The sequence below is a fragment of the Brevibacterium permense genome, from assembly GCF_025506275.1.
In the GTDB taxonomy this organism is placed as follows: domain Bacteria; phylum Actinomycetota; class Actinomycetes; order Actinomycetales; family Brevibacteriaceae; genus Brevibacterium; species Brevibacterium permense_A.
Map to the genome: position 1 here is coordinate 238,995 of NZ_QYCP01000095.1, position 20,481 is coordinate 259,475.

Consider the following 20,481-nt stretch of genomic DNA (forward strand, 5'->3'; position numbering starts at 1 on the left):
CCAGATGCTGAGGAATCAGAAATGACCTTTGACACCCGCACCAACAGCCGGCCTCGAATCGGCGTACGTACCCTCAATGTAATCGAGAACGTCGGCAATCGACTACCACATCCAGTGTGGCTCTTTGTCATCCTGTCGATTATTCTTGCCCTCGTCAGCGCGTTACTCAGCGCTCTCGGAATGGTTGCTGTCAAGCCAGACGGCGAGGCCGCTCCGATTAACAATCTGGCCAGTCTCGAAGGCGTCCGATTCGCTCTCTCAAGCGTCATCGACAATTTCATGGCATTCCCGCCCCTGGGTGTGGCACTCGTCGCACTGCTCGGATTGGCGGTAGCCGATCGTTCCGGTCTCATCACAGCATTCATGCGTCAATCGCTTGCGCGGGTCTCACCGCGTTTTCTCACACCTGTCGTCGCTTTCACCGGGTCAGTCGCGCACGTCGCAGGTGACGCAGGATATATCATCCTGATTCCGCTCGCCGGCATCATCTACCGCTCAATGGGACGCAGCCCGATCACGGGCGCTCTCGTCGCTCTAGCGGCTTTGTCCGGAGGCTCATCGGCCAGCCCGATCCTCATACCGAATGACGCCATATTCTCGGGACTGACTACCGCGGCAGCACAGACTGTCGATCCAGACTATGTGATGACGCCAGTCGGCAACATTTACTTCACAGTGGTCTCTTCACTGTTCCTGACGCTGGTCATCACTGTCGTCATCGACGGCTTCCTATCGAAACGCATTGAACGCCGACTACCGGTTGATGTCGACGCCGAAGAGTCGGCACGGCACGAGCCCTTGTCGACAGCCGAGGTCAAGGGACTGCGCAATGTCGGGATCGCATTGTCCGCCTACATCATCGGGCTCATCGTCGCGACCATGCCCACCGGTTCCCCTCTGCGCGGTGAAGACGGCGGCATCATCGACTCGGTCCTCATCGACAGCGTCGCCGTGTTTCTCGCCCTCTTCTTCGCGATCGCGGGAACTGTCTACGGGATCTCCGTCAAGAAGATCCGCACCAGCGCAGACATCCCGGATCTTGCGGCGGACGGGCTCAAGGACATCACCCCGATCCTCGTCCTCTTCTTCGCCGTCTCCCAGTTCCTCGCCTATTTCAACTGGACGAACATCGGCACACTCATCGCAACTAGTGGGGCTCATTTCCTCGAAGGAATGAACGCACCGAACCTCGTCATCTTCGGCGGCATGCTCGTCATCGTCAGCGTCATGAACTTCTTCATCACCAGCGGCAGCGCCCAATGGTCCCTCGTGGGGCCCGTTTTCGTCCCGATGTTCATGCTCCTCGACATCTCGCCCGAGACAACGACGGCCCTCTACCGCATCGCGGACTCGTGCACGAACATCATCACACCGATGAGCCCCTACTTCGCCCTCACTCTCGGAATCATGCGCGGATACCGCAAAGAAATGGGCATCGGCAGTCTGTTCTCACTGACACTGCCACTCTCAATCGCGCTGTTCATCGTGTGGACTGCCGTTTTTGCGCTCTGGTATCTCATTGGCCTGCCACTTGGCCCTGGCGCACCAGTCCGCTGACCATTGCACCTATCCACCTAATCATCGAGCCGAAGGCACACCAATGAACAGTTCTTTTGAGCAGCCCTCCAAGATCTCAGCTTGGAAGGTAACGCCAAGCGAGTACGCCCAAGATCGCGGATTCGACTTCGAGATCCCCACGGCACCGCAGTCGCTGTACATCTCAATGTCAGACGGTGTACGGCTTGCCACCGATGTGTTCATACCGCAGGTCGCCACAGACCCAACTGCACAGCCTCGTCCGACCATCCTGGTCTTCACTCCCTATTACCGCCGCTTTGCTCACAAAGACGATCATCAGCAAAGCAGTGTCGAGCTGTCACCCAACACTGCTCGCTACCGAGATCTCTTTGTGCCGGCAGGTTACAACGTAGTCGTCGTCGACGTTCGTGGAACTGGTGCGAGTTTCGGCCATCGTGAGGGGTTCCGCTCCCCCAAAGAACGCAAAGACTACATCGAAGTCATCGATTGGGTCATTGATCAACCCTGGTCAAATGGTCGAGTCGGAATCACCGGAATCTCCTACCTCGGCGCTGCCGCCGACTTCGCCGCCAGCACCGGACACTCCGCGGTCAAAGCGATAGCACCGCTCTTCTCGGTCTGGGACACTTACGAGAACAACTATTTCCCCGGCGGAATTCAACTCAACGATCTCATCGACTCCTACGCTCAAATGATGATCGGTCTTGACCAGGACGATCGAGAAGCCATCCAACCATACGCGGCGTATGCACATCCCAGTTTCAACGGTCCAGCACCCGTCGACGCAGACTCCGACGGTTCACTGCGTGACGCCGCGGTGGCCGAGCACAGGGCGAACTACCGTCATGCCGACATGATGCGCGAATTCGTCATGCGAGAGAAACCGTTGCCCTACGATTCGAACTACTCATCTGCGAGTTTCAGCCCCTACTCTTATGGCGCGGGCACCAATGAAGATGTCGCCGTCTATTCTGTCTCGGGCTGGATGGACGGAGCCGGCTACGCCAACGGTGCTCTCGAACGTTATCTCACTCTTAGTTCCAATTCACGGCACCTGTTGCTCGGACCTTGGGACCACGGCGCACGCAGTCACGTCTCTCCGTGGAGTCCCGATGGCCTTCCGGACGAGTCGTGGTGGTATGAAATTGTCCGGTTCTTCGACGAGTACCTTCTCGGTATCGACACAGGCATTCGGCATGAAGATCCGATCCACTATTACACAATGCACGCCGAGCAATGGCACTCAGCTGACGCGTGGCCTCCTTCCTCAGATCATTTCGTCTTCGAACTCACCAGCAGCGGCGGATTGAGAGCCGCTGATAGCACTCCCGACAACGACAAGCGCGATAGAGGCGTTGACTCGGCAACAGTACTCAATTATCCAGTCGACTTCGCGACCGGGACTGGAAAGAATACTCGGTATGAGCGCATCGCAGGCAAGAACCCTGGGCCGTACTATTCGGACTGGCAAGGGCGGACAAGCACTCACCTGTGCTTCGACTCTCCTGCCCTCGACCGATCCGTTGACTTCAGCGGTCACGCGGTGGCAAGCATTTTGCTGGGCAACGACCAACCCGACGGAAATCTTTTCGTCTACCTCACCGAAGTCGAGTCAGACGGCACTGAAAGGTACGTCACCGAGGGCCTTCTCCGCCTCCTTCATCGGGCAGAGTCACAGAACCCGCCAGAGATTGCTACCAAATGGATCTACCGCACATTCAGGGAAGAGGACGCGCACCCATTCAGACCGGACGCACCGAAACTTATCCGCGTCCCGCTGCTGCCCACAGCCTGGCGGTTCGCTCAAGGTAGCCGAATCCGGCTCTCTATCTCCGGCGCGGACAGCGACCATGCGACCCAGAACCCTCATGGACGTCCGCCTCACTACTCCGTCACCGTCGGCGGACCTTCGACACTGGTCATCCCAGTAGCCGAGCAGAGATAAGCGACTGCTCCCGGCCGCACTACACGAAGTTAGACCTGACAGCGAAAGAGCATCTTCTGATGAACTCACCTATTCCACGCACAAACGCATACTCATCAATGATCGTCACTCCACAGCCCGAAGCCACCGACGCCGGCGCGATGGTCCTCAACTACGGAGGCAACGTCGTCGACGCAGTCGTCGCAGCGGCGCTAGTGCAAGGGGTCGTCGACCCGCTGATGTGCGGCATCGGCGGAATGGCGGTCATCCAGATCGTCACGCCCGACGGTGAGCGCATTGTCATCGATGGGCTCGGCCAGAGCCCTGCCGCAGTGAGCGCGAACATGTGGGAAGCCGACCTTCTCGGTCCGACTCCCGATGGCTTCGGCTACAGAGTCAAGGACTTCGTCAACGAAACTGGTGCCCAATCCGTCATGGTGCCGGGCACGCTGAAAACGCTTTCGACCGTCCACGAGCGTTTCGGATCCTTACCCTGGCCCGATCTCTTCGCCGAAGCGGTGAGATACGCCGAGGAAGGTTGGCTTGTCCGCCCGCACCTCCAAACCCTTATGGTCCAGGACGAAACGAAGTATGGTCGCATGAACTTCGACGACAAGCTTCTCTTCACCCCCGACGGCCAACGTATCTACGGGACGCATGGACGACCCCCTCGACTGGGTGACACCATTACCAATCCCGAACTTGCCTCGGTCCTCACTCACATCGCCCGGCAGGGCGCTGAAGAATTCTACTCAGGTGAGCTTGCCACCATGATCGCCGACAGCATCGCAGAAGACGGCGGGCTCCTCACTCTCGACGATCTCAAACACTATGAACTTCACGACCTCCAGCCGGTCACAGGACACTACCGCGGGCTCGAGCTGTCGTTACCTCCGCAACCAGCAGGCGGAATCCAAACAATGGAGACCTTGGGGATCCTCAACCACTTCGACCTCTCAGAGGTCGAACACAACTCCCCCGACCATCTCGAAATCCTTGTCGAAGCCATGAAATACGCGCTACAGGACAAAGAGCGGCTATGGAATCGACCTCGGACGACTTCCGAGGACTACCTCCGACTGCTAGACGAATCGTACCTTTCACGAGCGGCTACACGAATCGCAGAAGGCGAGCGTGCCGATGTCGATACAGCCCGCTACGAAACACCTCACACGACCCATCTCAGCGCGATGGACACCGATGGCTTCACCGTCGCCCTCACACACACGTTAGGAAACCCCTCAGGTTATATTCCTCGAGGCCTGGGATTCATGCTCAACGGCGGGATGAGTACTTTCGATCCGCGACCCGGAACGGAGAACTCGATCGCACCCGGTCGCAGGCGCAACACGACATCGTGCCCTACTGTTGTATTCGATGAGTCGGGACCGGTTATGAGCATTGGAGCGCCGGGCGCGTCCTGGATCACCCCTGCGATCGTCCAGGTGATCTCGAACGTCTTCGATTTCGGTATGGATGTGCAGGAAGCGGTCTCCGCCCCGCGGGCGGTCTCGACATCGAACGCAGTCGACATCTCCAATCGGATACCCCGCAGCACAGAACTGGAGCTGAACCGTCGAGGATACGAAATACGTCGATCGCCCCTCAGCTACGCATTCGCAGGCGTCCACGCCATTACTCTCTTCGACGAACAGTTGAACGGAGCAGCAGACCCACAGCGCGACGGTTATGCCGCCGGAGTCAACTAGCAGGCAAGGCAGAGTCGCCGCGCATCTAGCACGAGTGTTTCCGCACGGCTCGACAGACCCCACTCGCCCCACGTTTACCCATCTTTTTCAACGGAACCCCACGGAAACTCACGACATCTACAGGAACCCCCAAAGTGTCGAGTGCCCCAGATTCTAGGATCAGACGGCACCCCACGGAAACTCCCAAAATCGATGACTCCACATCGATTCAGTCTGGGTTCGAATCCCAGTGGGGGACGATTCTTCGTCGGTGTCGAGTGCCGACCGAGATCGCCGATTTCCGCCGATTGCGGCATGATCGTCCTATGTCGCTCCTTCTTCTCAGTCCCGGTCGTGCGCCACAGCCGATCGCCTCCGTCGACGATGATCTCGCCCGTACGCGGCACGGTCCCGCCGTTATCATCACCGCTTCCGAAGCAGCCTCCCCCATTTCGACTGTCGACTCCAACACGAACGAAATCCCGCCGCAGGGTCGCCCGGTCGCATTCCGTGAAGCCCGAGGTGACTGGACGGAAGTCGGCTTCGAGGCCGCCGATCATTGGGTGCAGATGGGTTCGGACCTGCGCAGCCGCCTCCTCGAGGATCATCTTGCGACGTTCGACGTCGCCGAGTTCAAACAGGCGACGAACGTCGGCAGCGCCTCGATCATCACGAACAACTGGGTCTACTCCGGCCAGCCGCGGATCTATCGTGTCGCCGGAGAGCTGCGTGATTTCGTCACCGTGCTCGGACAGCTCTCCCGCGGCTGATCCCTATTGCTGTTCCTCCGCAGTACGAGTGTGACGGTATCCACCACACACGACTGGTCGACATGCGACCCATCGGTTCTGCCGAAACGCCCGAACCAGCCGCCGGTTGACCGTCTGGCTCCGGTCACCGGAACGCTCGCATGCCCTCGGACGTATGTGCCTCGTCATGGCGGTCCCGGTTCTCGACGATCTCCGCGACGTTGGCCTCCGCCCACTTCCGAAGCGCGGCCACAGGGTCCTGCAGCGATCGCCCGAGATCGGTGAGCGAGTATTCCACCCGCGGCGGCACCTCGCCGAAGACCTCGCGCTCGATGAGGCCATCGGCGACAAGCGACCGCAGGGTCGAGGTCAGCACCTTCGGGGTGATCCCGCCGATGGCCAGACGGATCTCGTTGAAGCGCTTCGGACCGGAATCGAGAATGTCGACGATCAGCACCGTCCACTTGTCTCCGACACGGTCGAGAACCACTCGGGTCGGACATTCGGGGTCGAAGGCATCGCCTTCCCAGCGAACTTTCATACTCATAGCCCAATAGTATCCTTGAGGTACTCGATATCCAAAAGATACCTTAGGAAAGTCAGAATACGACATCCACCGTGCACCGCAGTCGCGCCGCACGAAGAACGAAGGGACTCTTATGAAGATCGCACTCTTTGGAGCATCGGGAATGATCGGCTCTCGCGTCGTCGCCGAGGCGGCATCCCGCGGGATCGACGTCACCGCCATCACCCGCTCCGGTGCCGAGGTGGCCGGAGCGACCCACTCAATCGCCGGTGATATGGCCGATGCGGAGCTCGGAGCACGCATGGCCTCCGACCACGATGTCATCGTCTCCACCACCGGACCCAGCCGTACCGGCGGGGACCACCAGGAATGGCTCGACGCTCTTTCGACTCTGGCCAAGGCCAGCGGAGAGACCCGCCTGTTCGTCGTCGGCGGTGCCGGTTCCCTGTTCGCCGGGGACACGATGCTCAAGGACACCGAAGGATTCCCTCCTGCCTACAAGGCCGAGGCAGAAACCGGCACTAAGGCCCTCGAACTGCTGCGTGCCGCGAATCCGTCTCCGTGGACGCTCATCTCCCCCGCCCCGGAGATCGCTCCGGGTGAGCGCACCGGTTCCTACAATGTCGAGCTCGAGGTGCCCGCAGGCGACTCGATCTCGGCCGAGGACTTCGCCGTGGCCATGGTCGATGAGATCGCCGATCCCAAGCACATCGACGCCCGCTTCACTGTGGCGAACTGAGCAGGACGCACTCGCAGCAGGGTCTGCAGATATGACTGACGCCGGGGATGCATCTGCATCCCCGGCGTCAGTCGTCTCATCAGGGCTTGTCGCCGGATGGCACCGGCTGCCTCGAGTCAGGCCTTGGCAGGCTCCTTCTTCGGAGCCGGCTTCGAGTTGGCGGCCTCGACGAAGTTCTTGCGCGGAACATCGAGGTCTGCCAGAGGCATGGCGTCACGGCCGAGGACGGCGCTGACGAACCAGTTGCCGAAGACCCTGACCTTGCGATCCATGGTCGGGATCGCGTAGCCGTGGTAGGCGCGGTGCATGAGCCAGGCGAGGAGTCCGCGGGCTTCGAAGTCACCCATCTGCGAAACACCCTTGTACAGACCCAGGCCTGCGACCGTACCGATGGTCTTGTGGAAGTACTGCTTGAACTCGGTCTCTCCGCGCAGTGCGGCGAGCACGTTGGCAGCCAGCACCGGAGCCTGACGCACAGCATGCTGAGCGTTGGGCACGCAGAAGCCTGCCACTCCGCCCCCGGACAGGTCGGGAACCGCGGCATTGTCGCCTGCCGCCCAAGCACCCTCAACGACACCGTCATCGCCCTCGACCCGCAGGTCGGCGCGTACGGTGACGTTGCCGCGTTCGTTGATCGGCAGGTCGGAGTCGATGAGCATCGGGTTGGCCTTGACACCGGCGGACCACACGATCGTGTCGGCGTCGAACTCTTCGCCGTTCGAGAGCTTGATGTGCTTGTCGGTGCAGTCCTGGAGGAAGGTCTCGAGGTAGACGTCGATTCCGCGTTCGCGCATGTGCTCGACGACCCAACGGGCCTGAGCTTCGCCGACCTCGGGCATGACGCGGCCGAGAGCCTCGACGAGGACGAAGCGGACATCGGCTTCGGTCAGCGTCTCGTACTGGGCGATGGCCGAACGGACCATGTCCTCGAGTTCGGTCAGCAGCTCGATGCCGGCGAATCCGCCGCCGACGAAGACGAAGGTCAGAGCCTTGCGGCGCTCCTCGTCGTCTTCCATCAGAGCGGCATCGGCCAGGCGGGAGAGGAGGTGGTCGCGCAGAGCGACGGCTTCCTCGATGCGCTTGAGCGCGATCGCATTCTCCTTCAGGCCCGGGATCGGCAGCGCACGGGCAACCGAACCGGAGGCGAGGATGATGTGGTCGTAGTCGAGCTCGAACGGTTCATCGTTCTCGGGTTCGATGGTGGCGAACTTCTCGGCGTGGTTGATCGAGGTGACCTTCGCGGTGATGACCTCAGCACCCGGCAGGTTGCGGCGCAGCGGCACCACAGCGTGACGAGGCTCGATCGACCCGGCTGCCACCTCGGGGAGGAACGGCAGGTAGGTCATGTACGGGTTGGGATCGACCACGGTGACGGTGGCTTCGCCCCGACCGAGGTTCTTCAGCAGATTCTGAGCGGCGAGCAGGCCGACCGAGCCGCCACCGACAACGAGGATTCGTGGACGCAGTTTTGAGTTTCTGATGAGTGCCATAATCCCATGCTAGACCCTTGTGAAAACTTTCACTAATTGTTTGTCCCACGGACTCGAACGCCCCAGATCAGAGCAGTTTCTGCACCTGGTCTCAGCGGCGACGGCGGGCGAAGGAGACGATCGAGATGATCATGAGAACCACGGCGATCAGGGCTCCGGCACCGAGGACGGCGAAGCCGAGTGTCGGTGTCGACTGCGTGGCGACGATATCGGTCGGCGCGATAGCCTTCGGGCTCTCGGTCTCATCCGGTGCCGCGGTTTCGGTCTCTTCCGACTTCGCATCCCCGCGACGATGCATCTTCACCCAATCCGCCAGCTCCTCCTCGGCGGAGGAGACGTTCTTGGGCGCTTTCGCTTTGATGGCGCTCTGCGGGTCGACGCGCCCCCAGCCGACGATCGGGTCGGGCTTGCCCTTCTTGCTCACGCCCTTGTGACCGTCCACCGGTTCGGCACTCGACTGCAGTATGGCTCGGACTTCATCGGCGCTGAGGTCGGGGTTCTCGGAGCGGATGAGCGCTGCCACACCGGACACGACGGGTGAGGCGAAGGAGCAGCCCTGGCCTTCGGCGTAGCCGCCGCTGTAGTACGGAATGGGAATGTCCTTGGCCGGACCCATGAGGTCGACGGCGGTGCCGGGTGCGGTGGAGTCGTCGAGGACCTTCCCGTTCTGGCCGAGTCCGCCCACCCCGATGACGCCCGGAACCGTCGACGGCGACCATGCTTGGGTCGCTCCCTGCGAGGCGTTGCCGACGCAGGCGACGACGAGCACGTCCTTTTTGTAGGCGTAGGCGAAGGATTCGTCCCAGCTCTCCGGCCAGCCCGGATCGTCCCATCCCAAGGACATGTTGATGACCTTCGCACCGGAGTCGACGGCCCACCGGATGGCTTCATCGGCCTGTTCTCGAGTCGATCCGGATTCCTTGGGGCGGTCGGGGCCCAGCCACATCGACGCCGACAGGATCTCTGCGTCCGGGGCGACGCCGGTCGGTCCGGCACCGACTCCTCGGCCGGCGATGACTCCGGCCACGGCAGTGCCGTGGTGGATCGTGGTCTTCCCGCCGAGCGGGGTCTTTCCGTCTTTGCCCAATCCGCTGAAGTCCTTGGACTTCTTCACGACGCCCTTGAGGTCTTCGTGGTCGGAGTTGACACCGGAGTCGATCACTGCGACCTTGACGCCCTTGCCCGTTGACTTCTTCCAGACCTTGTCGATTCCGTAGTCCTTGATGAACCACTGGCCGGGCCCGGCCTTCGGCGCGGCCATGACGGGCTGGGTGGTACCGACGACGAGTCCGAGGACGACGGTCGTGACGGCGAGGAGTCGCGCGGCGGCTCTCACGAGCTCGTCAGCGCGAGGTCGAGCGCGGTCCCGTCGAGGATGTCGGTTTCCGAGATCCGAATATCCAGCGATCCTCCGGCGGCTGACACGGCTTGGTCGAAGCGGGCGACGATCCTGGCGAAGAGCAGCGATCCGGCGCCGATGACGTCGACGCGTCCGGGATGCATATACGGCAGCTCTGTGCGTGCCTGGCGGTCCATGGCCAGCAGCTTTCGGGATTCGTCTGCGACGTCGGCGACGCTGATATGTGCTCCGTGGATGCGCTCTCGCTGGTAGCTCTCGAGTCCGAGGATGCCTGCGGTGATGGTGGTGACGGTGCCGGCGACTCCGATGAAGGTGCGCGGGACGGCGAAGTCGACGATCTGCGCGGCCTGGTCCAGCTGGCCGTCGATATCGGCCAGTGCCGCCTGGATCTGGTCCTGGCTGGGGGTCTCGACCGGCATGTGCCGTTCGGTCAGACGTACAGACCCGATGTCCATGCTCACGGCCGCTTGGACATCGTCTTGGCCGAGGACGAGCTCGGTCGAGCCGCCGCCGAGGTCCATGACGGCATAGGGTCCGTCAGCATCTGTCAGGCCCGCAGTGGCGCCGAGGAAGGACAGCCGGGCCTCTTCTTCACCGGCGATGACGTCGGGGACGACGCCGAGGATCGAGAAGATCCCGGCGAAGAACTCATCGCGATTCTTCACGTCGCGGCTGGCCGAGGTCGCGACGAACCTCAGCTTCTCAGGGCGGTACTCGGCGGCCACCTCGGCGAACTCCTTCGCCACGGCGAAGGTGCGCTCTAGCGCCTCAGGTGCGAATTCGCTGGTGGCGTCAACGCCTTGGCCGAGGCGGACGATCCGGGTTTCGCGACGCAGGTCGGTGAGGGTGCCGTCGGCGGCGACATCGGCGATGAGCAGGCGCAGGGAGTTCGTCCCGCAGTCGAAGGCAGCAACACGCATGTCAGGTCCTAGTCGGTGGATTCGGTGGTGGCAGCGGTCTCGGCCAGCGGCGGCACATCGCTCATGAACGACAGTGCGCGGTCGCCGATGGGGTTGATGTCGAGTCCGGCGGACAGCGAGTGGCCGACGAGGGCGTGGAGGCATTTGACCCGGTTCGGCATTCCGCCTGCGGAGTAGTCCTTGATCTCTTCGACCTCCGCCAGGCCCGCTGCGGAGCCGATCTCAGAGCGGACGTCGAGGTAGGCCCGGTGCGCGGCGGCGTAGGCAGCGGCGAGCTCGTCGTCTTCGCCGATCTCCGTGGTCCATTCGGCCATGATTCCCGATGCTTCCAGACGTGAGCATTCGGCCACATAGGCAGGGTGGGTGAGGTAGAAGGTCGTCGGGAATGGGGTGCCGTCCTCGAGGCGCGGGGCCGTGGCGACGACGAGAGGCTCACCTGTTGCGCTGCGGGCGGCGATGCCGACGACGCCTCGGGGAATGCGTCCGAGTTGGTCTTGGAGGACAGCGAAATCCGCCTCGGTGCACTCTGTGATCATCAGCTCTTCTCCACGGTGTTGCCGGTCTCCTGAATGGACTCCAGCAACTCAAGGTACCAGGCCTGCTTGCGAACCGGCCGTTCGGGCTCGGATTCCTCGTCGACGGCCTCTTGATTCGTGACGATGACCGCGTTCTTGCCCTTTTCCACGTAGTACTGGTCTTCGCGAGCCTTGCGTTTGATGTAGGCGGGGTCCCTGAGGTTCTCGTTCTTCTCTTCGAGGCTCTTGACCTCGGCCTTCGTCGTCTCGATCTCGTTATTCAGGGCCGCGATCTGCTGGGCCTGTTTGAGTGCGGAGTTCAGGGGTGAAAGGAACGCAAGGAGGACGATGGCGACAACGAGGAGGAAGACGCCCGTGCGCACCGACATGCGGCGGCCACGCGCCTCGGCGTCCATGCCGGCCTCGGCTTCGATGACCGGTTTCGGGCGTCGACGAGGGGTGGCTTTGCCAGGAGCCGATTTCGGGGCACTTCGTCTGGGCTTGCTCGGGACCATGCTTCTTTCCTCTGCGACTGGGGATCGGGGAAGAGTGTCGCAACATCTCCAAGTGTGCCGTGTCCGCATTCCCTGCGCGAGGATTTCGAGCTCGTGGCGTGTTCGATTCTCACGTATCCTCCGTCACGTCTCGTCCCGCCCACTCCTCCCCCGCGAGCATCTCTCACCTTCACCTCTGAGTCCTCCCGGCAGTCACTTCTCCTACACCTGCCAACGCATTCCTCGCTGTCGGCGCCAAACCACCCTGTTCCAGCGGTGCGTTATGCGCCTCCTGGTGCCCGATGCCCGCAAACCGTCACCGGCGATCAGGCAGAATGCGACCAGCCATCTCGCGCAGCCCCCTTCTCCATCCCTGTTCTATCCACAGAGTTATCCACAGAATAGCCACTACTCATTGCCGTTTACTGATTTTTATTGCATTTTGGATGCATGTATAAATTACTGAGCACTGATGACATCATTCGACTCGGATTCAACCATGGGGACATCAGGCGCGCCCGCGGATGTTGCCTCCGACGACTGTCGCGGGGCACATATCTGGTCCGCCGTGTCTGCGAGCTGGACTTCCATCGCCCGCTCTGGGCGAGCATCGACGAGCAGATCCACCAGGTCTTCATCGAACACGGAGACATTCGGGACGAGATCAACGATCTCAGCGCCTCGGTGATGGCTCACTTCGCTCAACGTTCCGATCGGAGAACCGACGATGCGAAAGCGAACCCACCGACGGAGATCTTCTCGCACATCTCCGTGGCCCTCATCCACAATCTGCCCATCTCCCACCCTGTCACTCATCAAGTCGAGGTCGTCCGGCCCGGTACCAACCGCAAGTTCAAGACCATCCACGTCCGCGGCAGTCGCATCCCGAAGAACCATCGCGCTGCGATCGACGGCGCCGAGGTGACCACGCTCGAACGCACACTGATAGACGTCGCCCGCAGCTATAATCTCGACGTCTCCGTGCCGATGATCGATGATGCGCTGCACCGCGAGCTGACAAGCAGAGAGAAGATCCTCAGGACATTCGCCCAATGTTTGGAGAAGCGCAACTCCGCGAAAGTGCGATTGGCCATCGATCTGTCCGATTCTCGTCGAGAATCCCCCGCCGAGGCGGTCGCCGCGGTGCGATTCTACGAACACGGGATCACAGGGCTGGAACCACAAGTCACGTTCCGGGCTGACAGCATGAACCGGAATATCCGCGTCGACTTCTGTTACCGCCGGGCTCGACTCATCATCGAGATCGACGGCATCGGCAAGCTCTATCTCGGCTCAGGTGTCCCCCGCGAGGAGCTCGAACAGGAACGCCGTCGCGAGCAGTGGCTGCGCGACCAGGGGTGGCAGGTGATTCGGATCAGTTGGAAGGAACTGTTCGAAGAGGCGAAATTCTATGACATCCTCCGCGTCATCCGCCGCTCGCAGAATTTCACCGCCTGATCCCCGCCGCGGTCAACTATCCCCACAATGCATCGCAAACCGCAGGCGCATCCTGCACCGTTGCTTACACGCACTCCCTTTGCATCGGGCATATGGGCGCAGATGGCGCAATTCAGAGAGTTTCATCCCGCACCGTCGCTGGCAACTCCTACATGTGCTCGGCCATCCTTCACCCGCAGCGACTCGTCAGAGTGGTGCACCGGTGCCATTTGCGAGGAACGCGTGGCTAAGCCGCCAGTGGGCGGATATGAGACCACCGGTGACAGATGGTGACGCGGAGAGCCGGGCCTGGCAACGGAGAATCATCGCGATGAGGAGACTTCGCGGTGAGAAGTGCAGCCTCGGATGAGGGAACGCCGAAGCTGGAAACAACGAGGCGGGACCGGGCGATCGTTGTGATCGTCCGGCCCCGCCTCGGGGAGTTCAGAGCCCTGCTCGCCTCAGGCTTCGAAGCGCGGGAAGGCGCTGCGGCCTGCGTAGCGTGCGGCATCTCCGAGCTGCTCTTCGATGCGCAGCAGCTGGTTGTACTTCGCCACCCGCTCCGATCGTGCCGGGGCGCCGGCCTTGATCTGACCGGCGTTGGTCGCCACGGCCAGGTCGGCGATGGTCGTGTCCTCGGTTTCGCCGGAACGGTGCGAGATCATCGTGGTGTAGCCGTTCGTCTGCGCCAGAGACACAGCGTCGAGGGTCTCGGTCAGGGTGCCGATCTGGTTGACCTTGACCAGCAGCGAGTTCGCCGTGGCGTTGTCGATACCACGCTGCAGACGCTCAGGGTTGGTCACGAACAGGTCGTCGCCGACGAGCTGCACCTTCGAGCCGATCGTCTCCGTCAGAGTCGCCCAGCCGTCCCAGTCGTTCTCATCGAGGGGGTCCTCGATCGACACGAGCGGGTACTTCGCCAGCAGCTCTTCGTAGTAGGCGGCCATCTCCTCGGCGGTCTTCTTGCTGCCTTCGAACTCGTAGGCACCGTCGGTGTAGAACTCCGAGGATGCCACGTCGAGGGCGAGGGCGATATCGCGTCCGGGACGGTGCCCGGCGATGTCGATGGCCTCGATGATGAGGTCGAGCGCCGCGGCGTTCGAGTCGAGGTTCGGAGCGAATCCGCCCTCATCGCCGAGTCCGGTCGCGAGTCCGCGTTCCTTGAGCACTCCCTTGAGCGCGTGGTAGACCTCGACGCTCCACTGCAGCGCTTCGTGGAAGCTGGCGGCGCCGATCGGGGCGATCATGAATTCCTGGATGTCGACGTTCGAGTCAGCATGGGATCCGCCGTTGAGGATGTTCATCATCGGTACGGGCATGACGTGCGCATTCGGTCCGCCGAGGTAGCGGTAGAGGGGCAGATCGGCCGAGACCGCTGCCGCGCGGGCCACGGCCAGCGAGGTGCCGAGCATCGCGTTCGCGCCGATGCGGGACTTGTTGTCGGTGCCGTCGAGTTCGATGAGCGCCTGGTCGACGAGACGCTGATCGTCGCTTTCGAGCCCGACGATGACTTCGTGGATCTCGTCGACGACTGCGTCGACAGCCTGGGTGACGCCCTTGCCCAGGTAGCGCTCGGGATCTCCGTCGCGCAGCTCCACGGCTTCGAATTCTCCGGTGGAGGCACCGGAGGGAACGCCGGCGCGACCGACGGACTCATCGGCCAACAGCACTTCCACCTCGACGGTGGGATTTCCCCGGGAATCCAGGATTTCACGGGCGTTTGCGGCAACGATCTCGGCCACTGAGTACTCCTTAGCGTTTGGTTTCACATGGGGAACATGTGCCTGGAGGACAGCTTAATGCACCGCGCGTCCAGGCTCACCCTCGGTCCGGGCCCCGGTTGGGCTCGGATTCGAGCAGGCATTGCCGCAGTCGCTCGGGCGTCGCCGGGTCCATCCCGTGCGCGAGCAGGTAGGCTTCGACTCCCCCTGGCTGTCCCCCGTCCTTCGCCGAGGCGGTCCCGTGCTCGGCCTCGATACGGTCGAGGACCTCATGCATGAGTTCGGGAGGAGCAGCAGTGGCGGTCTGGGCGAGGTTGCCGGAGATCCCGGCATCGGAGAAGTTCCTGGTGATCGCCTCGAGGAAACCCCCGGACAGGTGTGTGGAGGTGATCGCATATTCGTCGACGATCTCCTGCCGTCCCACACCGAGGAGGTCGAGCAGGAATGCTCCGATCACACCGGTGCGATCCTTCCCGGCAGAGCAGTGGAACACCACACCATCAGCGCAGTGTTCGGCGATCAGGTCGACGGCGGCAGCCAGCCGGTGACCGAAGTGCGTGATCATGAGTTCGTAGATGCGGCCGAGGCTCCGGTCGCTGAGATCCATCCCTGTCGCCTCGGCGGCGGCTTTCATCTCTTCCCTGCTCAACGGTCGGCTGGGGAAGAAGTGGTCGTCGAAGACGGGCAGCTCGATTTGTCGGATGTCGAGGCCGTCGAGCGCATCAGGCAGTTTCGCCCTCTCGCCGATATCGCGCAGATCGATGACGGTGCCGATGCCGAGTTCGCCGATATCGGCGCGCGCCCGATCGCTCAGCTGCGCCAGACCGTCGGCGCGGAACACCTTCCCGGATCGCACTCGGCTCTCCCCCACCTCGGTGGCGGGCCCTCCGAGGTCACGGAAGTTGAACGTGCCTTCGATCTCAAGCCTCTCCAGACTCATCGACTTCCGTCCTCTCCTCGCGCTGCGGCCTTCTCTTCCGCTTTGATCCGGCGGTACTCGCGTTCGACGTCTTCCAACGATGCCATCTCATCTCCGGGATCGTCGGTGAAGGCCAGGGGGTGACGACGGATGAGCTTGGCTTCGAGACCATCGATGATGGCGCCGAGGCTGTGACCGTAGTCTCGCCCGCTGCTTTCATCGAGCAGGGCGGAGTGGAAGAGCACTTGGTAGAACACGTCGCCGAGCTCGTCGACGACGGCCGCCCGATTCTCCGCAGTGGGTTCTGTCGCGAAGTCTTCAAGAGCGACGATGAGTTCATTCGTCTCTTCCCGTGCGTACTTCTCGAGGCTCTGATGATCTTGTCGGCTCGACCAGGGGCAACGTCGTCGCAGAGTCGCCATGGCTTCGATCACCGCTTGGAGTCCCGGTTCGTCACGTTCACCCACGAAATATCCTCCTGCCGGCACGAAAGACCCCCACCGCAGAAGCGGTGAGGGCCGATTCGTCGGTCACTTCGAGAATTTGTCCTTGACCGAGGCACCGAGGTCCTTGACCGACTCGCCGACGTCCTTGGTTTTGGCCTTGAGCTGATCGGTGGCACCTTCGGCCTTGAGCTGGTCGTCACCGGTCACATCACCGACGGTCTCCTTGGCACGGCCGCCGAGGTCTTCGGCCTTGTTTTCGAACTTGTCGTCAACACCCATGGGGATTCTCCTTAGTGGACAGCTGCGTGATCTGCACTTGCTGCGGATGTCTCCGCGTTTCGCACTCTACGCCACCGCCCTGGCTCGTGGACCGAACAGCGGTGAACAGTCGGAGAGTTCTCAACCGTTCTGCGCAGCTCCGGCCTCCTTGACTTCCGTGGCATCCGACTCGACGACAGGCAGGATGGCGTCGAGGAACTGGTGTGCCCACCGCAGGATGTCCGAATCAGTCATCTCCTTGGAATCGAATCCGGTGCCCGCCATCGGCTTCGGGACGAGGACCGAACGCAGCGCCGGTTTGAGCAGAGACTTCGGGTACAGACGCTTGAGCCTGACCACCTGGGAGTCTGAGAGTTCGACGGGTCCGAAGCGGATGAAGTTGCCCTGCATGACGATGTCGTTGACCCCGGAAGCGCGGGCGCGAATGCGCAGCCGGGCGACATCTGCGAGGACACCGACGGGTTCTGGATAGGGGCCGTAGCGGTCGGTGAGTTCGTCGAGGACCTCCTGCAGCTGTGCTTCGTCGGTCGCCGCGGCCAACTTTCGGTAGGCCTCGAGACGCAGTCGTTCGTGGTCGACATAGTCGGCCGGCAGGTGGGCGTCGACGGGCAGTTCGATGCGCATGTCCGCCTCGGGTTCGGTCTCCTCGCCGCGGAACTTCGCCACGGCCTCTCCGACGAGTCGGACGTAGAGGTCGAAGCCGACGCCTTCGATATGGCCGGACTGCTGGCCGCCGAGCAGATTGCCGGCCCCGCGGATCTCGAGGTCTTTCATCGCCACCTGCATTCCGGCACCCAGTTCGGTGTGCGCGGCCAGAGTCGTCAGACGATCGTGTGCGGTCTCGGTCAGCTGAGTGTCCGGCGGGTAGAGGAAGTAGGCGTAGGCCCGTTCGCGTCCACGTCCCACGCGTCCGCGCAGCTGATGCAGCTGGGAGAGCCCGTACTTGTCGGCGTTGTCGATGACGAGCGTGTTCGCATTGGCGATGTCGATTCCTGTTTCGACGATCGTCGTGCACACGAGCACATCGTATTTCTTCTCCCAGAAGTCGACGATGACCTGTTCGAGTCGGGTCTCGTTCATCTTGCCGTGGGCGATGGCGATTCGCGCCTCGGGCACCATTTCGGCGATGTGTCCGGCGACTGCTTCGATATCGCGGACCCTGTTGTGGATGTAGAAGACCTGTCCTTCGCGCATGAGCTCGCGTCGGATCGCGGCCTTGATCTGCTTGTCTTCGCGTTTGCCGACATAGGTCAGCACCGGGTGCCGCTCTTCCGGAGGTGTGGCAAGAGTCGACATCTCGCGGATGCCGGTCACCGCCATCTCCAGAGTGCGTGGGATCGGGGTCGCGGACATGGCGAGGACGTCGACGTTCGTCCGCAGCGCCTTGAGAGTCTCCTTGTGTTCGACGCCGAAGCGCTGCTCCTCGTCGATGATGACGAGGCCGAGTTCTTTGAACCGCACCTCGCCGCTGAGCAGTCGGTGGGTGCCGATGACGAGGTCGAGCTTGCCGTCGGCCAGATCCTCCTTGACCTTCTCCGATTCCTGCTTGGTCTGGAACCGGGAGAGGGCGCCGATGGTGACGGGGAATCCCGAGTAGCGCTCGGCGAAGGTCTCATAGTGCTGTTGGACGAGCAGAGTGGTCGGCACGAGCACGGCGACCTGTTTGCCGTCCTGGATTGCCTTGAACGCGGCACGGACCGCGATCTCCGTCTTCCCGTAGCCCACATCGCCGCAGATCAGACGGTCCATCGGCACGGTCTTCTCCATGTCCGATTTGACCTCGTCGATGGTGGTCAGCTGATCGGCGGTCTCGACATAGTGGAAGGCGTCTTCGAGTTCGCGCTGCCAGGGGGTGTCCGGCCCGTAGGCGTGGCCGACGGTGGCCTGGCGGGCCGAATACAGTCGGATGAGTTCCCCGGCGATCTCCTTGACGGCCTTGCGGGCCTTCGCTTTCGTCGTCTGCCAGTCGGCGCCGCCCATCTTATTGAGATTCGGGCTCTCTCCGCCGACATAGCGGGTGACCTGGTCGAGAGCATCGCTGGGGACGTAGAGGCGGTCGCCGGGCTGTCCGCGCTTGGCAGGCGCGTATTCGATGATGAGGTATTCGCGAGTGTGCTTGTTCGCACCTCGCCCTGTGGACCGCTGCGTCATTTCGACGAATCGTCCGACGCCGTGCTGGTCGTGGACGACGTAGTCGCCGGGGGCCAGGTTGAGCGGGTCGACCTGGTTGCGTCGACGGCGGGTGGGCAGCTTGCGCATATCCCGCGTCGAGGTGGCCGCCGCCCGACCGAGCACATCGGCCTCGGTGAGCACGGCGAGTTTGAGATCGTCGAAGACGAAGCCGCCGAAGGACGCGGCCGTCGTCACGGTCACCAGGGCTTCGGGCAGATCGGTCGGGTCGTCGACGAATGAGGCGGGCACTCCGGCTTCGGAGAACACCTCGACCATGCGTCGGCCCGGACCCTGGCCTTCGGTGAGCACGAGGATGCGCCACTTGTCGTGGATGAGGCCCTTGACGTCGGCGAGGATCGCCTCGACGTCTCCGGCATAGCCCTTCGGGCTGCGGGCAGGAACGGAGAAGATGTTCTCCTCGGGGCCGGCGAGCTCCTCGTCGGTGGCGAATCCGCCGATCTCCCACCAGGCCAGCCCGATGAGGCGAGCTCCTTCGGCCATCTCGGCCACGGTGCGGAAGCTGGCGGCAGACAGGTCGATCGGGGTCTCTCCCCCGCCGGCGGCTCCGGTCCAGGCGGCTTCGAGGAATTCGTTCGTCGTCTCCACGAGGTCCGCGGCGCGGGCGTCGACGCGTTCGGGTTCGGTGATGATGATCTTCGATCCGGCCGGCAGCAGGGCGATCATCGGCTCCATTCCGTCGGCGAGGACGGCGGAGAGCGATTCCATCCCTTCGACGGCGACTCCGCCGGCGATCTTGTCGAGCATATCGGCGGCGCTGGGCACATCCTCGGCGAGTTCCGCGGCCCGCTTCCGCACCGAATCGGTCAGGAGCAGCTCCCGGCACGGCGGTGCCGACAGGCGCAGGGGCTCGTCACCGTCGTCGGTGGGGATGGACCGTTGGTCGCTGACGGAGAATTCGCGGATCTCGTCGACCTCGTCTCCGAAGAGCTCCACGCGCAGCGCTCGCTCCGAGGTGGCCGGGAAGATATCGACGATTCCGCCGCGCACAGCGAATTCGCCGCGTCTGGAGACCATGTCGACTCGGGAGTATGCGAGTTCGGTGAGCCGTTCGGCGAGGTCATCGATCTCGTATTCGTCGCCGACGGCGAGCTCGACCGGTTCGATGTCGCCGAGCCCCTTGGCCAGGGGCTGGAGGAAGGCGCGCACGGGCGCGATGATGAAGGTCAGTTCCCGGCCGGGAGTGGGGTGGGCGAGGCGGCGCAGCACCTCGAGGCGCTGGCCGACGGTGTCCGACCGCGGCGACAGCTTCTCGTGCGGCAGGGTCTCCCAGCTGGGGAAGATCGCGATCGACGCCGACGGCACCCAGTCGGCCAGTGCCTGGGCGAGGTCTTCTGCCTCACGTGTCGTGGCGGTGACGATGAGCTGAGGCGCCGAGGCGGCCCCGTCGGTGGTGACGGTGCGGCGCAGGATCGACGGCCACAGTCCCTTGATCGCATCGATCGTGCCACCGTCGGTGTTCGCATCGTTGAAGGCCGCGACGAGTTCGGTGATGGTGGGATTCCGGCGGGTGAGATCGAGTCCGTTGAGCACCTGAACAGTCTA

The 20,481-nt window shown here is 62.6% G+C and carries 17 protein-coding genes; 6 read left to right on the forward strand and 11 right to left on the reverse strand.

Annotation, left to right across the window (positions count from 1 at the left end):
• Positions 1 to 21: 21 nt before the first annotated feature.
• From D3I60_RS17360 to D3I60_RS17375, 4 genes are all read left to right on the forward strand, one after another.
• Positions 22 to 1,557: an AbgT family transporter gene (locus tag D3I60_RS17360; RefSeq protein ID WP_262777960.1), complete on the forward strand. Its 1,536-nt coding sequence runs from the start codon at positions 22 to 24 to the stop codon at positions 1,555 to 1,557.
• A 43-nt stretch (positions 1,558 to 1,600) separates the two neighbouring features.
• On the forward strand, positions 1,601 to 3,484 hold the full coding sequence (locus tag D3I60_RS17365; RefSeq protein WP_262777962.1) for a CocE/NonD family hydrolase: 1,884 nt from the start codon (positions 1,601 to 1,603) through the stop codon (positions 3,482 to 3,484).
• A 98-nt stretch (positions 3,485 to 3,582) separates the two neighbouring features.
• Complete coding sequence (locus D3I60_RS17370) at positions 3,583 to 5,172, forward strand: gamma-glutamyltransferase family protein (protein ID WP_262777963.1); 1,590 nt, start codon at positions 3,583 to 3,585, stop codon at positions 5,170 to 5,172.
• A gap of 305 nt (positions 5,173 to 5,477) precedes the next feature.
• Positions 5,478 to 5,921, forward strand: a complete 444-nt coding sequence (locus D3I60_RS17375) for a hypothetical protein (RefSeq protein WP_262777964.1) — start codon at positions 5,478 to 5,480, stop codon at positions 5,919 to 5,921.
• 124 nt (positions 5,922 to 6,045) lie between these two features.
• Here D3I60_RS17375 and D3I60_RS17380 read toward each other — a convergent pair whose 3' ends face one another.
• Positions 6,046 to 6,441, reverse strand: a complete 396-nt coding sequence (locus D3I60_RS17380; protein WP_262778022.1) for a winged helix-turn-helix transcriptional regulator — start codon at positions 6,439 to 6,441, stop codon at positions 6,046 to 6,048.
• Positions 6,442 to 6,559: 118 nt separating this feature from the next.
• Here D3I60_RS17380 and D3I60_RS17385 point away from each other — a divergent pair, with 118 nt between their 5' ends.
• Complete coding sequence (locus D3I60_RS17385) at positions 6,560 to 7,165, forward strand: NAD(P)-dependent oxidoreductase (RefSeq protein WP_262777965.1); 606 nt, start codon at positions 6,560 to 6,562, stop codon at positions 7,163 to 7,165.
• Between the two features lie 116 nt (positions 7,166 to 7,281).
• On the opposite strand, the gene D3I60_RS17390 is transcribed toward D3I60_RS17385, so the two are convergent.
• From D3I60_RS17390 to D3I60_RS17410, 5 genes are all read right to left on the reverse strand, one after another.
• The gene (locus D3I60_RS17390; RefSeq protein WP_262777966.1) at positions 7,282 to 8,655 is read right to left on the reverse strand and encodes an NAD(P)/FAD-dependent oxidoreductase; all 1,374 of its coding nucleotides are present in this window, start codon (positions 8,653 to 8,655) and stop codon (positions 7,282 to 7,284) included.
• A 91-nt stretch (positions 8,656 to 8,746) separates the two neighbouring features.
• On the reverse strand, positions 8,747 to 9,991 hold the full coding sequence (locus D3I60_RS17395) for a S8 family peptidase (RefSeq protein WP_262777967.1): 1,245 nt from the start codon (positions 9,989 to 9,991) through the stop codon (positions 8,747 to 8,749).
• The gene (locus tag D3I60_RS17400; RefSeq protein ID WP_262777968.1) at positions 9,988 to 10,935 is read right to left on the reverse strand and encodes a Ppx/GppA phosphatase family protein; all 948 of its coding nucleotides are present in this window, start codon (positions 10,933 to 10,935) and stop codon (positions 9,988 to 9,990) included. The genes D3I60_RS17395 and D3I60_RS17400 overlap by 4 nt, the downstream gene beginning before the upstream one ends.
• Positions 10,936 to 10,943: 8 nt before the next feature.
• A complete protein-coding gene (locus tag D3I60_RS17405) occupies positions 10,944 to 11,471 on the reverse strand; it encodes a DUF501 domain-containing protein (RefSeq protein WP_262777969.1) in 528 nt (175 codons plus the stop codon).
• Positions 11,471 to 11,965 carry an FtsB family cell division protein gene (locus tag D3I60_RS17410; RefSeq protein ID WP_262777970.1) on the reverse strand — a complete coding sequence of 165 codons (495 nt, stop codon included), beginning with the start codon at positions 11,963 to 11,965 and terminating at the stop codon, positions 11,471 to 11,473. Before D3I60_RS17410 ends, D3I60_RS17405 begins: the two co-directional genes overlap by 1 nt.
• 429 nt (positions 11,966 to 12,394) lie before the next feature.
• Here D3I60_RS17410 and D3I60_RS17415 point away from each other — a divergent pair, with 429 nt between their 5' ends.
• On the forward strand, positions 12,395 to 13,402 hold the full coding sequence (locus D3I60_RS17415) for an endonuclease domain-containing protein (RefSeq protein WP_262777971.1): 1,008 nt from the start codon (positions 12,395 to 12,397) through the stop codon (positions 13,400 to 13,402).
• A gap of 440 nt (positions 13,403 to 13,842) precedes the next feature.
• Here the strand turns inward: D3I60_RS17415 and eno are convergent, their stop codons facing one another.
• From eno to mfd, 5 genes are all read right to left on the reverse strand, one after another.
• Positions 13,843 to 15,123: a phosphopyruvate hydratase gene (eno, locus tag D3I60_RS17420; protein ID WP_262777972.1), complete on the reverse strand. Its 1,281-nt coding sequence runs from the start codon at positions 15,121 to 15,123 to the stop codon at positions 13,843 to 13,845.
• A gap of 76 nt (positions 15,124 to 15,199) precedes the next feature.
• Entirely contained in the window at positions 15,200 to 16,042 is an 843-nt protein-coding gene (locus D3I60_RS17425) for a tyrosine-protein phosphatase (RefSeq protein WP_262777973.1), read from the reverse strand.
• Positions 16,039 to 16,488, reverse strand: a complete 450-nt coding sequence (locus D3I60_RS17430) for a MazG nucleotide pyrophosphohydrolase domain-containing protein (RefSeq protein WP_229663869.1) — start codon at positions 16,486 to 16,488, stop codon at positions 16,039 to 16,041. The genes D3I60_RS17425 and D3I60_RS17430 overlap by 4 nt, the downstream gene beginning before the upstream one ends.
• A 63-nt stretch (positions 16,489 to 16,551) precedes the next feature.
• A complete protein-coding gene (locus D3I60_RS17435; protein WP_262777974.1) occupies positions 16,552 to 16,746 on the reverse strand; it encodes a CsbD family protein in 195 nt (64 codons plus the stop codon).
• 120 nt (positions 16,747 to 16,866) lie between these two features.
• A complete protein-coding gene (gene mfd / locus D3I60_RS17440; RefSeq protein WP_262777975.1) occupies positions 16,867 to 20,469 on the reverse strand; it encodes a transcription-repair coupling factor in 3,603 nt (1,200 codons plus the stop codon).
• Between the last annotated feature and the right edge of the window lie 12 nt (positions 20,470 to 20,481).